At 64.1% G+C, this 14,538-nt stretch carries 13 protein-coding genes; 2 read left to right on the top strand and 11 right to left on the bottom strand.

The window, feature by feature from the left end; genetic code table 11:
- Positions 1-73: 73 nt before the first annotated feature.
- The 7 genes from FKM97_RS05070 to FKM97_RS05040 are packed head-to-tail and all read right to left on the bottom strand — an operon-like array spanning position 74 to position 8,589.
- A complete protein-coding gene (locus FKM97_RS05070; RefSeq protein WP_143958083.1) occupies positions 74-1,867 on the bottom strand; it encodes an acyl-CoA dehydrogenase in 1,794 nt (597 codons plus the stop codon).
- A gap of 11 nt (positions 1,868-1,878) precedes the next feature.
- A complete protein-coding gene (locus FKM97_RS05065) occupies positions 1,879-3,930 on the bottom strand; it encodes a 3-hydroxyacyl-CoA dehydrogenase NAD-binding domain-containing protein (RefSeq protein WP_143958082.1) in 2,052 nt (683 codons plus the stop codon).
- Positions 3,931-3,942: 12 nt separating this feature from the next.
- Positions 3,943-5,148 (bottom strand): acyl-CoA dehydrogenase family protein, encoded by a 1,206-nt coding sequence (locus FKM97_RS05060; protein ID WP_143958081.1) that lies wholly within the window; start codon positions 5,146-5,148, stop codon positions 3,943-3,945.
- A 12-nt stretch (positions 5,149-5,160) separates the two neighbouring features.
- Positions 5,161-6,183: a phosphotransferase family protein gene (locus FKM97_RS05055; protein ID WP_143958080.1), complete on the bottom strand. Its 1,023-nt coding sequence runs from the start codon at positions 6,181-6,183 to the stop codon at positions 5,161-5,163.
- Between the two features lie 9 nt (positions 6,184-6,192).
- The gene (locus FKM97_RS05050; protein ID WP_143958079.1) at positions 6,193-6,954 is read right to left on the bottom strand and encodes an SDR family NAD(P)-dependent oxidoreductase; all 762 of its coding nucleotides are present in this window, start codon (positions 6,952-6,954) and stop codon (positions 6,193-6,195) included.
- A gap of 5 nt (positions 6,955-6,959) precedes the next feature.
- A complete protein-coding gene (locus FKM97_RS05045; RefSeq protein ID WP_143958078.1) occupies positions 6,960-7,373 on the bottom strand; it encodes a Zn-ribbon domain-containing OB-fold protein in 414 nt (137 codons plus the stop codon).
- Positions 7,374-7,431: 58 nt separating this feature from the next.
- Positions 7,432-8,589 (bottom strand): thiolase C-terminal domain-containing protein, encoded by a 1,158-nt coding sequence (locus FKM97_RS05040; RefSeq protein WP_143958077.1) that lies wholly within the window; start codon positions 8,587-8,589, stop codon positions 7,432-7,434.
- 143 nt (positions 8,590-8,732) lie between these two features.
- Between FKM97_RS05040 and FKM97_RS05035 the strand changes: the two genes are divergently transcribed.
- Complete coding sequence (locus FKM97_RS05035) at positions 8,733-9,551, top strand: enoyl-CoA hydratase/isomerase family protein (protein ID WP_143958076.1); 819 nt, start codon at positions 8,733-8,735, stop codon at positions 9,549-9,551.
- Here FKM97_RS05035 and FKM97_RS05030 read toward each other — a convergent pair.
- The 3 genes from FKM97_RS05030 to FKM97_RS05020 form a co-directional block, all read right to left on the bottom strand.
- On the bottom strand, positions 9,514-11,271 hold the full coding sequence (locus FKM97_RS05030; RefSeq protein WP_143958075.1) for a SulP family inorganic anion transporter: 1,758 nt from the start codon (positions 11,269-11,271) through the stop codon (positions 9,514-9,516). The genes FKM97_RS05035 and FKM97_RS05030 overlap by 38 nt on opposite strands.
- A 48-nt stretch (positions 11,272-11,319) precedes the next feature.
- Positions 11,320-11,577 carry a helix-turn-helix domain-containing protein gene (locus tag FKM97_RS05025; protein WP_144291636.1) on the bottom strand — a complete coding sequence of 86 codons (258 nt, stop codon included), beginning with the start codon at positions 11,575-11,577 and terminating at the stop codon, positions 11,320-11,322.
- A 231-nt stretch (positions 11,578-11,808) separates the two neighbouring features.
- Positions 11,809-12,477: a hypothetical protein gene (locus FKM97_RS05020; RefSeq protein WP_143958074.1), complete on the bottom strand. Its 669-nt coding sequence runs from the start codon at positions 12,475-12,477 to the stop codon at positions 11,809-11,811.
- Positions 12,478-12,599: 122 nt separating this feature from the next.
- On the opposite strand from FKM97_RS05020, the gene FKM97_RS05015 reads away from it, so the two are divergent.
- A complete protein-coding gene (locus FKM97_RS05015) occupies positions 12,600-13,316 on the top strand; it encodes a carbonic anhydrase (protein ID WP_143958073.1) in 717 nt (238 codons plus the stop codon).
- A gap of 75 nt (positions 13,317-13,391) precedes the next feature.
- Here the strand turns inward: FKM97_RS05015 and FKM97_RS05010 are convergent, their stop codons facing one another.
- On the bottom strand, positions 13,392-14,501 hold the full coding sequence (locus tag FKM97_RS05010) for an NAD(P)/FAD-dependent oxidoreductase (protein WP_143958072.1): 1,110 nt from the start codon (positions 14,499-14,501) through the stop codon (positions 13,392-13,394).
- Positions 14,502-14,538 lie beyond the last annotated feature (37 nt).

The raw sequence follows: 14,538 nt of genomic DNA, 5'->3' as shown, positions 1-14,538 counted from the left end.
ACAGGTCAATCTTATCGCAAACGCGGTGCGACGCAAGACCGTTTGCGCCTCTTGCATCCCCGGCCTCAGAGCGTCAGAACCAGGCGTCTTGCATCTCGAGCGGCGTAGGATCGAGACCACGCAACAGATGGTGAAAGGGTGCGATGGTGGGCAGTTCCCAAGCGAAGAAATAGCAGCAGGCCTGCCGCTTCCCCGCATAGAATGGATCCTCGCTCTGCCCCGGCCGCGCAGCCGTGAGCGCCTGGCGCAGCCAGACCCAGGCGATGACCGTATGCCCGAAGGCGTCGAGATAGAGCGACGCATTGGCGAGCCGCCGTTCGTGGTTGGCTTCCGCCCTAAGCACGGCCGTCGTCTGGACGAGATCGTCCAGTGCCGCAGCGAGGCTTTCCCCCCAGGCCCGGCAGTCGGCATCATCGGAGACTTCGGCCAGCTCCACGGTCTCCCGCATGGCCTCGACCGTCGCGGAGAACGCCTGTCCCTCTTGCATCATCACCTTGCGGCCCAGGAGATCCAGCGCCTGTATTCCGTTGGTGCCCTCGTGAATCGGATTGAGGCGATTGTCGCGATAGAACTGCTCCACGTCGAATTCGCGGGTATAGCCGTAGCCCCCATGCACCTGGATCGCGAGATCATTGGCGATGGGCCCGTATTTGGACGGCCACGACTTGGCGACCGGCGTCAGCACGTCCAGCAGGAGATGGGCACGCGCCCGCGTCTCCTCGTCCTCGGCGGTGGCCGCTTCGTCCACCAATTGTGCGCAGATCAGGATGAGGCCCAGCGCCCCTTCCACATAGGCTTTCTGAGCCAGGAGCATCCGCCGGACATCGGCATGCTCGATGATGGCGACCGGCGGCCGCGAGGGGTCCTTGGCTGAGGCCGACCGCCCCTGGTGCCGGCTGCGCGCATAATCGAGGCTGGCGAGATAGCCGGTATAGCCGAGCATCGTGGCCCCGCGCCCGATGGCGATGCGCGCCTCGTTCATCATCTGGAACATATAGGCCAGCCCCTGATGGGGCTCGCCCACCAGCGTCCCCACCGTCGTGCCGGATTCGCCGAAATTGAGCACGCAATTGGTCGTGCCGCGATAGCCCATCTTGTGGTTAAGACCAGCCAGGGCGACGTTGTTCGGGGCTCCGACACGGCCATCCGGCTCCACCAGCCGCTTCGGCACGACGAACAGCGAAATCCCCTTAGCGCCGGCCGGTGCGCCACGCAGCCGCGCCAGGACCAGATGGATGATGTTCTCGGAGAGATCGTGCTCGCCGGCTGAGATCCACATCTTTGAGCCGGTGATCGAATAGGTGCCGTCGGGCAGCGGATCCGCCATGGTGCGGATGTCGGCGAGCGAAGAGCCGGCTTGCGTCTCCGACAGGCACATCGTGCCGAGAAAGCGCCCCTGCAGCAAGGGTTCGAGATAGAGCCGCCGCTGCTCCTCGCTGCCATGCACGCGCAGCAGATTGGCATTGGCGATGGTCAGCATCGTATAGGCCGCAGTGGCGATGTTCGCGGCATCGAAGCAGGCGAAGCAGGCCTGTGCGATCGTCATCGGCAGCTGCATGCCGCCGATTTCGGCGTCATGGGTGGCAGCCAGGAGGCCTGCTGCGGCGAAGGCATCCACCGCCGTCTTGACCTCCGGAATCATCACGACGCGACCATTCTCGAACCGCGGCTCGTTCTGGTCCGACAGCTTGTTGTGGGGGCGGAACAAATCCGCCGCCAGCTGCTCCGAAAGATCGAGGGCCGCATCGAAAGTCTCGCGCGAATGCTCGGCAAAACGCTCCCGCTCGGTGAGGCGCTCGACGTCGAGCACCTCATAGAGCAGGAAGTCGAGGTCACGGCGCGAGAGGAAATGGGCGGTCGCGCTCATGGAACTCCCTTTCAGACGAATTTTCCACCCGAGGCCGCCAGCGTGGCGAGCAGGGGCGCCGGTGTCCAGAACGCGCCGTGATTGCCCTTCGCATAGCGCTCCATGGCGGCAACCACGGTCTCGAGCCCGATCTCATTGGCATAATGCATGGGCCCGCCCCGGAAGCGGGGAAAGCCATAGCCGGAGAGATAGACCACGTCGATGTCGCTGGCCCGCAAGGCGATCCCGTCTTCCAGGACCTGGGCACCCTCATTGATCAGGGCATAGAGGCAGCGCTCGACGATCTCGTCTTCTCCGATGGACCGGCGTGTCAGCCCGATATCGGCCGAATGCTTGACGATCATCTCCTCGACTTCGGGATCGTTCACCGGGGTGCGGCCCTCATATCGATAGAAGCCCTTGCCCGTCTTCTGCCCGAAGCGCCCCTGCTCGCACAGGAGATCGGGGATCGCCGAATAGGGCCGGTCCGGCTGCTCGACGGCGCGGCGCTTGCGGATCGCCCAGCCGATGTCGTTGCCGGCGAGATCCATCATCCGCAGCGGCCCCATGGCCATGCCCCAGCGCTCCAGCGCCCCGTCGACCTCATGGGGAAGCGCGCCTTCGTCCAGCAGGAAATAGGCTTGCCGGAGATATTCCTCCACCATGCGGTTGCCGATGAAACCGTCGCAGACGCCCGCCACCACGCCGATCTTGCCCAGACGCGCGGTGACCTTCATGGCCGTCGCCAGGGTCTCATCGCTGGTCGCCTTGCCGCGGACCACTTCGACCAGCCGCATGATGTTGGCAGGACTGAAGAAATGCATCCCCACGACCCTGTCGGCACGCCGGGTGGCGCTGGCGAGCGCGTCGACATCCAGGGTGGAGGTGTTGGTGGCGAGGATCGTCTCCTGGGGTGCGGCCTCATCCAGCGCCCGGAGCACCGACTGCTTCACCTCCATATTTTCGAACACGGCCTCGATGATGAGGCCCGGCACGCGTGCCGCCGCCGCAAGATCCGTCGAGCCCGACAGCTTGCCCAGGCGCTCCTCTGCAGCCGCCGGCTTGATCCGGCCCTTCTCGACCAGACCAGCATAATGCTTGCGAACGGCCTCCAGTCCACGCTCCAGGGCTGCGGCATCGGCATCCACCAAGGTCAGAGACAAGCCCGCATCGAGACAGGCGAGACCGATCCCGCGGCCCATGGTCCCTGCGCCGATGATGGTCACGTGGTCGATGGTCGCCGTGGGTGTGGCCGCCGTGATGCCCGGCACCTTGGCCACCTCCCGCTCGGCGAAGAAGGCATGCCGCAAGGCACGCGACGCCGGCGTGTTGACGACGACATTGAAGCGCCGACGCTCTTCCGCGATCGCCGCGTCGAACGGCTTGTGGATGGCGTCGTCGAGGCAGTCGAGGATGGCCTCCAGGGCGGGCACCCGGTTGCCGGGCAGAAGTTTCTCGCGAGCGGCCTTGAGCGCCGGCTCGGCCGTCGCGGCGTCGACTTTGACATCGCGCAGGCGGCGCGGCTCAGCTCCTCCCGCAATCAGTGTTTGGGCCAGGGCGAAGGCCGCATCCTTCACATCCCCTTCGGTCACCTCGTCGAACAGACCGGCAAGGCGCTTATCCGTGGCTGGCACCATCTTGCCGCCGGTCATCACCTCGATCGCTGCCGCGAAATCGATGGCGCGGGGCAGACGCTGCGTGCCACCGGCCCCGGGCAGGATGCCCAGAGTGATCTCCGGCAGGGCAACTTTCGCACTGGCGGCGGCCACCCGGTAATGGCAGCCCAGCGCCAGCTCGAGCCCACCGCCAAGCGCGATGCCCTCGACGGCGGCGATGACCGGCTTGGGGCAGGCCTCGATGCGGGCGATGACGTCGGTGAGATGCAGCTCCGACACCGACCCGATATCGTTGAACTCGCGAATGTCGGCTCCCGCGGAAAAGCGGCCGCCCTTTCCCTGGATGACGATCGCCGCGACGGCAGGATCGCGCTCCGCCGCCTCGAGCTGCGCCACGATGGCGGCGCGCGTCGTGCGGCCGAGGCTGTTGACGGGAGGATTGTCGATGAGGATATGGGCGATGGTCATGCAGTCGATCCGTCAGTGATGGCGCTTGAGTTCGAGGCGGCCGATTTGGTTGCGGTGGACTTCGTCCGGTCCATCCGCCAATCGCAGCATCCGGGCCAGCGCATAGGCATAGGCCACGCCGAAATCGTCCGAAACGCCGCCGCCGCCATGGGCCTGGATGGCCCAGTCGATGACCTGGCAGGCCATGACCGGCACGGCGACCTTGATCATTGCGATTTCCTTGCGCGCTTCCTTGTTGCCCGCCACGTCCATTTTCCAGGCCGCGTTGAGGACCAGGAGACGCGCTTGGTCGATGAGGATGCGGGAATCGGCGATCCGTTCCAAGGTGACGGTCTGCTCGGCGATGGGCCGCCCGAAAGCCACCCGGTTCTTTGTGCGCACGCACATCTTCTCCAAGGCCCGCTCGGTCAGGCCGATCAGGCGCATGCAGTGATGGATGCGACCAGGTCCGAGGCGACCTTGCGCAATCTCGAAGCCCCGGCCCTCGCCCAGCAGCATGTTCTCCACCGGCACCCGCACATTGTCGAAGACGACTTCGCCATGTCCGTGCGGAGCATCGTCATAGCCGAAGACCGGCAGCATGCGCTTCACGTCGATCCCCGGCGTGTCGCGGGGCACGAGGATCATGGATTGCTGCCGATAGCGGTCGGGATTGTCCGGTGAGGATTTACCCATGAAGATGATGATGGCGCACCGCGGATCGCCGATCCCGCTGGTCCACCATTTGCGGCCGTTGATGACGTAGTGGTCGCCGTCCCGAAGGATGGAGGATTCGATGTTCGTCGCATCCGAAGAGGCGACCGCCGGCTCGGTCATGGCGAAGGCCGAGCGGATCTCGCCGGCCAGCAGAGGCGCGAGCCAGCGCTCCTTCTGCTCCGGCGAGCCGTAACGCTCCAGCACTTCCATGTTGCCGGTATCCGGAGCTGAGCAGTTGAAGACCTCCGGAGCAATGATCGAGCGGCCCATGATTTCGCAGAGCGGCGCATATTCGAGATTGGTCAGCCCGAACCCCTTCTCGCTCTCCGGCAGAAACAGGTTCCACAGGCCCTCGGCGCGCGCTTTGGCTTTCAACTCTTCCATCACCGAGGTCGGCTGCCAGCGATCGCCCGTCGCCACTTCCTCGGCGAAGCGCGGTTCGGCGGGATAGACATGCGCCTCCATGAACTGCGTCAGCCGCTCGCTGAGGTCTCGCGTCTTGGGCGAAAGCTCGAAATCCATTGAATGCTCCGATCAGTTCTTCGCGTTGACGACCGCCGCCCAGCCGCAGGCTGCGCAGGTTCCGGCCAGGGCGCCCCGCTCGCGGGCGTCGGGAGAGGCCGCATTGCCGTCGAGCGCGCGCTTCAGGACACCTTGGAGGATGGCCGCGAGCCGGAACAGGGCGAAGGCCACGTAGAAATGCCAGTTCACGATAGCGGCTCGGCCCGTCCGGCGGCAATAGGCGGCGAGATACTCCTCCTCCGACGGAATGCCGCTGGCGGAGATGTCGCAGCCGGCGAGACCGCCAAAGGCATGGGGCGGCAGATGCCAGGGGAGACAATGATAGGCGAGATCGCCGAGAGGATCCCCCAGGGTGGACAGCTCCCAGTCGAGCACCGCGAGAACGCGGGGAGAAGCTTCATCGAGGATGAGGTTTTCGAGGCGGAAATCGCCATGGACGAGAGCGGCCGGGCCTTCCTCAGGCAGATTGGCGGGCAGCCAGGAGATGAGCTCTTCCATGTCCGCGAGCGTCTCGGTCTCCGAAGCACGATACTGCTCCGTCCACCGCTTCACCTGGCGCGCGTAGTAACCCTGCGGCCGGCCGTAATCCGCAAGGCCGGCATCCGCGATATCGATGCGGTGCAGGGCTGCGATCGCCGCATTCATGGCCTCATAGGTCGCCTTGCGTTCGTCAACCGTGAAGCCCGGCAGAGCCGGTTCCTTCAGGACGCGCCCCGCCACATAATCCATCACGAAGAACGTGGTGCCGAGGATGGTGTCGTCATTGCAGAACAGGCGCATCATGGGCACGGGCACCGCCGTCCCCTGCAAGGCGCTCATCACCCGATATTCCCGATCGATGGCATGGGCGGAGGGCAACAGCGTGCCGCCGGGCCGCTTGCGCAGCACATAAGGCCGGGAGCCCGCCTGGAGCAGGAAGGTCGGGTTCGACTGGCCGCCGACGAACGGCTTGACCTGCAGCGCCGACCAGTCCCCATCGAGGCGGGGTTCGAGATAGGCGGCGAGGTCGGATACGTTGAGGGAATTTTGCGTCATGAGGTCCGTTCAGCTCGCGGTATAGCCGCCATCCACATAAAGAATCTGCCCCGAGACGAACGCGGCTGCGTCGGAGGCGAGAAAGACCAGGGGACCCTCGAGGTCCGACGTCTCACCCAGCCGCCCCAGCGGCGTCCTGTCGACGATGGCGCGATAGAGTTCGGGCTGCATCTCGACCATTGTGCGGTTGAGGTCGGTCACGATGACGGTGGGCCCGAGGGCATTGACCGTGATACCATGCGGACCGAGTTCGACGGCACAGGCCCGGGTGAAGTTGGCGAGGCCGGCCTTGGCCGCGGAATAGGCGCTACGACGGGCCACCCCTCGTTCCGAGAGGATCGAGCCCATGTTGATGATACGGCCGCGGCGGCGCTCGATCATTCCGCGTGCCACGGCTTGCGTGCACAGGAAGGTACCCTTCATGCTGACGTCGACGACGCCGTCCCAGTCCTCGACCGTCAGATCGAGGAGGCCCTTGGGCGAGGTGACCCCGGCATTGTTGACGAGGATGTCGATCGGTCCGAGCGCGTCCTCGGCGACGTTCAACGCGGCATTGATCTGCGCCTGATCAAGAACATCGGCAGACACGGCGACCGCCCTGCCCCCTTTATCCCGAAGCGCTTTTGCGACGGCTTCGCATTTGTCTGCCGAACGCGCCACCACCGCCACCGCAGCGCCGGCTCTCGCCAATGTCGCGCAGGCCACCGACCCGAGCCCGCCACCGCCGCCAGTGACGAAGGCGGTCTTGCCCTGAAGCGAAAAGGCGGACATCTCGCTCACGCCTGCGGCTTGAACTTCGGCAGCACCATCCCGCCTTGTCCAGCTTCGAACACGACCTCCACCGGCATCTCGGCGGTGACCGCATGGACGTCGCAGCCGATGATGTTGCTGACCATCCGCACCCCTTCGTCGAGATCGATCAGCGCGACCACATAAGGGACCTCCTGCCCATAGACCTCCCGCGGCACCGGATGGTTGACGACGATCCAGCTATAGACCCGGCCCTTGCCGGATACCTCGGTCCAGTCGGAAGCGTCGGAATGGCAATGTCCACATGACTTTCGTGCCGGAAACCGCAGCGTCCCGCAATTGGTGCAGCGTTGAATGAGCAGTTTGTGAGCCCTCGTCCCGTCCCAGAAGGGCGCCGAATCGGCATCGGGAACGGGGATGGGCTTGGTGAATTCGTTCATGGTGATGGTCCTTGACCGCCTTTGGCGTTGTCGGGCTCGAGCACAGCGCCGAGGAAAATCAGTTCCTCAGCACCATGGCGCTGCCACAAGTCATGGCACCGGCCGTGGTCAGCGCGATCTCCGCCCCTTCGATCTGGCGCGGGCCGCAATCGCCGCGCAGCTGCCGCACCGCCTCGAGCACGTGGTTGAAGCCATGGATATACGCTTCCGACAGCAGGCCGCCATGAGTGTTCAGGGGCAGGCTGCCGTCGCGCGCGATGGCGCCGCTCGCGCAAAAGGGCCCGCCCTCGCCTTCCTTGACGAAGCCGAAGCCCTCAAGCTGCATGATGATCGAATAGGTGAAGCAGTCATAGATCTCGGCGACATCCACGTCTTGCGGGCCGACGCCGGCGCTCTTCCACAGATCATCCGCGATATAGGCGGCATAATTCCTTGAATGATCGGGCCAGCGGATCGCATCGAAGAGATCCTCCCCCTGGTCGGGCCCGCCGCCATAGGCGCCACCCATGATGTAGACCGGCTTGTGCTTCATGTCCTTCGCGCGGTCCGCGCCCGTGACCAGCACGGCACAGGCTCCATCGCTCTCCAGGCAGATGTCCAGCATCCGGAAGGGCTCGACGATGAACCGCGAGGCCATGTAGTCGTCCATGGTGATCGGCGTGCGCTGCATCGCGCGTTCATTGAGCGAGGCATTGTCCCGGAAGGTCACGGCGATGTGGCCCAGCTGCTCGGCATTGGTGCCGTATTTGATCATGTGCCGGCGCGCCCACATGGCCATGGCCTGGGGATAGGTGATCCACCCGAAGGGCGCGGTATATTGCGTGATGCCGCGGGCCTGCATCTCGCGCCCGCCGCCGAGCCGGAATCCGGAGCGGCCATTCATCGCCCGGAAGCAGAGCACGTTCTTGGCCAGCCCGCTCTCGATGGCAGCCGCAGCCGACAAGGTGATGAGATTGGCGGCGTTGCCGCCTCCGGCGAAATCAACAGCATAACCCGCATGCGGAATGCCGAGCGCTGTTGCGACCGCGATGGCCGGCACGCTGTCGCCGAAATTATAGCTGATGAGGCCGTCGATATCCTTGACGTCCACGCCGGCATCCTCGGCCGCCTTCAGGCAGGCCTCTACGGCGAGGTTGAGCACCGGAGTACCGGAATTCTTCGTATAGGCGGTCTCGCCGACACCGGCGATCGCGTATTTGTCCTTGAGCGTAAACATGGCAGCCGCCTCCCGGTCGGTCCTTTTCCTGCTTTATATCCTATTCACCGGTTGCCGGACAAGAGGTCAAGCATTGACAACACTGCCGCCCCTGAGGACCATGGCGAGGTGGATGGCAGAGTGAAGTGTGGTCAGAGAGTTTGATGACAGAGCAGAACCAGACAGACGCGGGCGAGGAGCCCCGGCGGGTATTATGCGCCACGGACGGCCCTGTCGCGACCATTACTCTGAACCGTCCGGATCAGCTGAATCCTCTGGACCGGTACACGGTTGGAGAGTTGCTCGAGACGGTCGAGCAGCTTGATGCCGACGAGACCGTCTCCACGGTGATTGTCCGCGGCGCCGGCCGCGCCTTTTCCGCCGGCGGCGACCTGGAAGGCTATCTCGAGCTCTACAAGGACCGGCCGAAATTCATGCGCTTCCTGCGGGACTTCAACACGCTCCTGGAGACCATCGAGCGTTCCTCGAAGATTTACGTGGCGGTGGTGCATGGCCATTGCGTCGCCGGCGGGCTGGAGCTGATGTTGGCCTGCGACATTGTCCTTGCCGCCCATGAGGCGAAGATTGCCGACGGCCATCTGAATTTTGCCCAATTGCCCGGTGCCGGGGGGTCCCAGCGCCTGCCGCGCGCCATCGGGGTCTTGCGGGCCAAGATGCTGGTGCTCACCGGCCGCACCCTGAACGGCCAGGACGCCGAGCGCATCGGCCTCGCCAGCCTATCCGTACCCCTGGCCGAGATCGAGCCGGCGCTGGACGCCCTGATCGGAGACCTCTCACGCAAGAGTCCCTTGGGGCTCAAGGGCGCCAAATACCTGATCAACACGGGCGGCTTGAACGTCCGCGACGCGGGTCTCGAGCTGGAACTCACTTACGTCCATCATTATGCCACCACCTCCCACGACGCCTATGAGGGCCTTGCCGCTTTCAAGGAGAAGCGTGACCCTCAGCTGACGGGGCGCTGACATCCTGGGGCTGCATCTCGGGAGCGGGCGAATGGCCGAGTTCGGCCCGGGCCGCCGCGACCGCGTCCGTCAGGCTGGTTTCATAGATGACCAGAGGCGGCCGCGCGCCTTGCCCCAGCAGGATCCGCCGGACGGCCACTGAGGCTCCGGAAATGCGCACCGATGCGCCCTGTCGCTCCGCGCGCTGTGCGAGGCTCGCAATGGTCGCCGCCGCCGTCGAATCGAGCTCGAACACCTCCGACAGATCGATGACATAGGCGCGGGGGCTTTGCCCGATGCGCTCCAGAACCGCCGAGACGCTCGCGGCAGCACCGAAGAAGAACGCCCCCGAGATGCGGTAGATTGCGATGTCGCGATCGACCGCAAGCTTTCCTTCATAGGGGACGCGTGCAGATGCGCCGTCTGCGGCATCCTCTTCGACCATCGGCCGCTCCACCTTCACCGATTGTGCCATCCGGTGCAGGAAGACGAGCGCGGAGATGCTGAATCCGACCACGATTCCTTCTGTGAGATCCCGGAAGATGACGAGCAGGAACGTCGACATCAGCACCACCGCATCGCTCCATGAGGCACGCAGCAGATTGGCGAATTCGTGTTTCTCCGCCATGTTCCAGGCCACTACCGCCAGCACCGCGGCCAGCGTCGCCAGCGGAATGTAACTCATCAGCGGTGCGGCGATCAGCATGAAACCCAGCAGCAGCACCGAATGCGTCATCCCAGCGATCGGCGTCCGGCCGCCCGCCCGAACATTGGTGGCGGTCCGGGCAATGGTGCCGGTCACGCAGAAGCCGCCGAACAGCGCGGAGCCGATATTGGCGACGCCCTGCGCCACCAATTCGCAATTCGACCGGTGGCGCCGTCCCGTCATGCTGTCTGCGACGACGGCCGAAAGCAGGCTCTCGATGCTGCCCAGCAGGGCGAAGGACACAGCACTCGGCAGGACCTCGAGCACCTTCCCTACCGAGAGCGTCGGCAGCATTGGCATCGGAAAGGCTTGCGGGATCCCTCCGAAACGGCTCCCGATCGTCTCGACCGGCAATGCCATGCCCCATGCGAGCAACGCCCCGAGGGCAACCGCGATAAGAAGCCCGGGCCAGTGTGGCTTGTACTTGCGGGTCAGCAGGATCACGGCGAGTGAGAACAGGGCGACCGCGACCGCCGAGGCATTCACGCTCGGCAGCGCGGCATAGAGGACACCCAGCTTCTCGACCAGCGGCCCCGGTTCCTGTCCCTCGATCTGCAGCCCTAGGAGGTCTCGGATCTCGCCGGAAAAGATGATCACGGCGATGCCGGCCGTGAAGCCGACCGTCACGGGGTAGGGAATGTATTTGATGAAGGTGCCGAGTCGCAGGAAGCCGATGGCCATCAGCATGACGCCGGAGATCAGCGTCGCGAGGATGAGGCCCTCGAGCCCGAATTGCTGGACGGTTGCCAGAACCAGCACGATGAAGGCGCCCGCCGGCCCGCCGATCTGAAACCGGCTTCCGCCCAGCGCCGAGACGATGAAGCCGCCGACGATCGCCGTATAAAGCCCGCGCTCCGGGGGAACCCCCGAAGCGATGGCGATTGCCATGGACAGCGGGAGGGCGACGATCGCGACCGTCAGCCCGGCGACGAAATCCGCCTTGAAGTCGGCGGCGCGGTAACGCTCCCGCAGCACGGTCACGAGCTTGGGCGTGAAGAGCTCGACGAAACTGGGGGTCCCCAATTGCGCGGTCATCGGCGATCGCATCCCTCGCTGTTTTGGCGAGGCGCACCCTGTATTGGGCTATGCTGGCTTGGGAGCCTTGAACCGCACACCCCGACCTCCTCCTTGGCTTGCCACATGGTCACCGATCAACTCGACCCCTGCTCTCTCGAAGGCGTCGACCACCTTCATCAGCGAGTCGACGACACCGCGGACGGTCCCGTCGCTGGCCTCCATGCGCTGGATCGTTGGCACCGAGACGCCAGCCATGTCAGCGAGCTGGCGTTGATCGATCCCAAGCAGAGCGCGACCGGCCCGCATCTGTGCAGATGTAATCAACAAGGCACCTTTCCAGAGTTCCACATTCTATCTGAATTCAAGTTTAATACATCAGTATTCAAGTTTCTGCGCCAAAAAGTCGCCTCTCCGCAGTCTGCTGGTTCGAGCACTCTGCCAGGAGCTGCCAGAGCGAAACATGCCATGCCCGCACATCCGCGATGAACAGCGGCTGCAAGGCGATGGCATGCTGCCTGTTGTCTTGGGCAAGCAGCGCTTTGCTCTCGGCGTGTCTCAGGACGTTGCGGATGTGGGAATGGGAAATGCCCAGTGTTGTGGCAAGGGCCCTGCGCTGAACTCAAACCAGTGCGGCGAGCTCCTGGCCGTCACCGGCGTCTGGTAATGCCGCTGGATCAGGGCGAGGGCGATTCGGTCGCCACAGTCGAATCGGTCGAGGACGGCGAAGCTGTTGGAGCCCTTCGCCATCTCTCGTGCCCAGTCCAGAAGCGGCGCGGTATTAGCAACGACAGCCTCGAAAAAGGCCCGGTCATTCTCCAGTCGGCGCGTTGTGCCTGGCTCCACATAGCCCATGATCTCGCAGCAACGCATATGCTGCGCCATCCATGATCTGAGCCCGGCCAGCAGCGGCTCTTCCGGCGTCAGAAAGCGTAACCGGCGATCCTGTGGATCGATCTCTATACTGAGAAAGCCGGACAGCCTCAGGAGAGAGATGAAGGCTGCCAACGTCCGCGAGTGCCCGATCTCTTTTTGAATGAAGGCCAGTGTCGGACGCCGTCCACGACCTTGCATTGCTGTGAAATGCGAAATGATGATCAATCCCGCGGCATGAGATTGAACGTTTCGTCCGAATATCTTGTTGATCAGTCGCTCGCCCCAATGCAGCGCCAGTATCGATTTGGCACAGGATCGGATGGCTGCTTCATAATCTGCTTCGTTTACCAAAAGCTCTGGCTTTGTGGATCTATGCAATATTTGCACTATCACCCCGCTCACAAAAAAGTCATTCTAGAAATGTCGATTCAACGACGCCTGCGAAGTGAACGCCGAGGGGGGTAGTGATTTCAATGTGCAATAATTGTGACCATGAAGGTTTACGTTTAGGCCGCCGCGAGTTGCTGTTCGGCGGGGCTGCGGCTTTGGCGGCATCGAGCGTGTTTCTGTCGCGCGGGGCATTTGCCCAGACGCCTGCAAACGCGATCAGCGGCGAGGAAGCCCTGAAGCGTCTCGTCGACGGCAATGCGCGCTATGTTGCGAACACACCAAACGCCAGGGACTTCTCCGCCGGTCGCGCGGCACGGGTCGGCTCGCAATATCCGTTTGCGTCGATCGTAAGCTGTGCCGACAGCCGCGTCGCTCCGGAATTTGCCTTCGACCAGCAGCCGGGCGATCTCTTCGTCGTCCGCGTCGCCGGAAATTTCGTCAATGACGATGGCCTGGCGAGCTTGGAATTCGGCACCTTGGTGCTGGGCGCACCGCTGATCATGGTTCTGGGCCACACCAATTGCGGTGCCATTCGCAGCGCCATCAGCGTCGTCAACGACGGCACCGAGCTTCCCGGTCACCTCCCGATTCTGATGAAGTCTCTCACTCCCGCCGTGGATGCGGCGAAAAAGGAGGGCGCGACCGATCTCATGGAGGCCACAACCGTCGCCAATGTTCGCTTGAACGTCGAGCGGCTGAAGACATCCGACCCGGTTCTTGCCGAGCGGGTAGCCCAGAACAAGCTCACCGTCGTCGGTGGAATCTACGACCTGGCCACCGGCAAGGTGACGGTTATTTGACAGCACCCTCCGGTGAAGCCTCACCGGAAGCATCCCTGAAATTGGGGTGATGACCCCGCCTAGCCTCCGAGGAGCCTAGGCTCCGGCAAATCGCCCGGCCCGGAAGTCGTTGAACGTCTGTGGCAGGGCCCCGGCCGCGATGGCCGGTGCGAGAAGCCGGGCATGCGCCGCGGCCAGTGTCACACCGCTATGGCACGTCGCGACGAAGGCGCCTGGATGCGTGCTCGACTGCTCGTAGATCGGAAAGCCGTCGGGGCTCATCACCCGCAGCGCCGCCCAGCTCCGGACGACCCTCACATCCCTGAGCCGCGGAAAAATCCGCACTGCCCTGTCGGCCATGACGCTCAGGATGCCGGTACCCACATCGTCCGCCAGCCCCGCCTCCTCTTGCGAATCGCCGATCAGCACGGTGCCGTCATCCGTCTGTCGCAGGGTCTGGATCGGATGCTCCATGAAGCGCGGCAATCTCTCCGTGACGATGATCTGCCCGCGCTGCGGCCGCACCGGCGCGTTCAAGCCGACCATGGGTGCGAGCCGGGCATTGCCGAGGCCTGCGGCCAGCACGAGCCGGTCGGCATCGATGGCGAAATCCGCGCCCTTGATCCTGAACCCGTCTCCGGTTTCGATCGTCTCGACGCGATGATTGGCTCGATAGGTGGTTCCGTCTTGACCCATCGCCACATGCAGCGCGCGAAAGAGCCTGAGCGAGTTCAGATGTCCGTCGAGCGGGCTGTAGCTGCCGCCGACAATGTCGGGACCGGTCCCGGGGATGCGCTTGCGGATCTCGTCGCCATCCAGGATCTCGTGAGGATAGGCGACCATGTCGGCCTGATTGTGCAGCCGCAGGGTCACTACCTTCAACCGCTCGAATTCCGCCTCCGAAAGCGCCACATGGAAGCCCCCCGGCTGCTCCAGGGCGACGTTCACCCCCGTGCCCTCTTCGAGTTCGGCGGCGAAACCGCCCCACAATTCGGCCGATTGCCGTGTCCAGGCCGCATAGCGCGGCAGACCGAAGCCTTTCGTCTGCACCCAGACCAGCGCGAAATTCCCCCGTGAGGCCCGATGCGCCACGTCGCCCTCGTCCAGCACGATGACCCTGAGCTTCTCGCGCGCCAGACCCCAGGCGAGGCTTGCCCCCACCAGGCCGCCCCCGATGATCGCGACGTCATAGGCTTTCGTGTTCATGCCGGATCCTGATAGAGGAGTGTGTAGGCTGTCGCAG

Origin of the sequence: Rhodoligotrophos appendicifer (genome assembly GCF_007474605.1) — a bacterium.
In the GTDB taxonomy this organism is placed as follows: Bacteria; Pseudomonadota; Alphaproteobacteria; order Rhizobiales; family Im1; genus Rhodoligotrophos; species Rhodoligotrophos appendicifer.
This window is presented reverse-complemented; position numbering and strand designations above follow the sequence as displayed.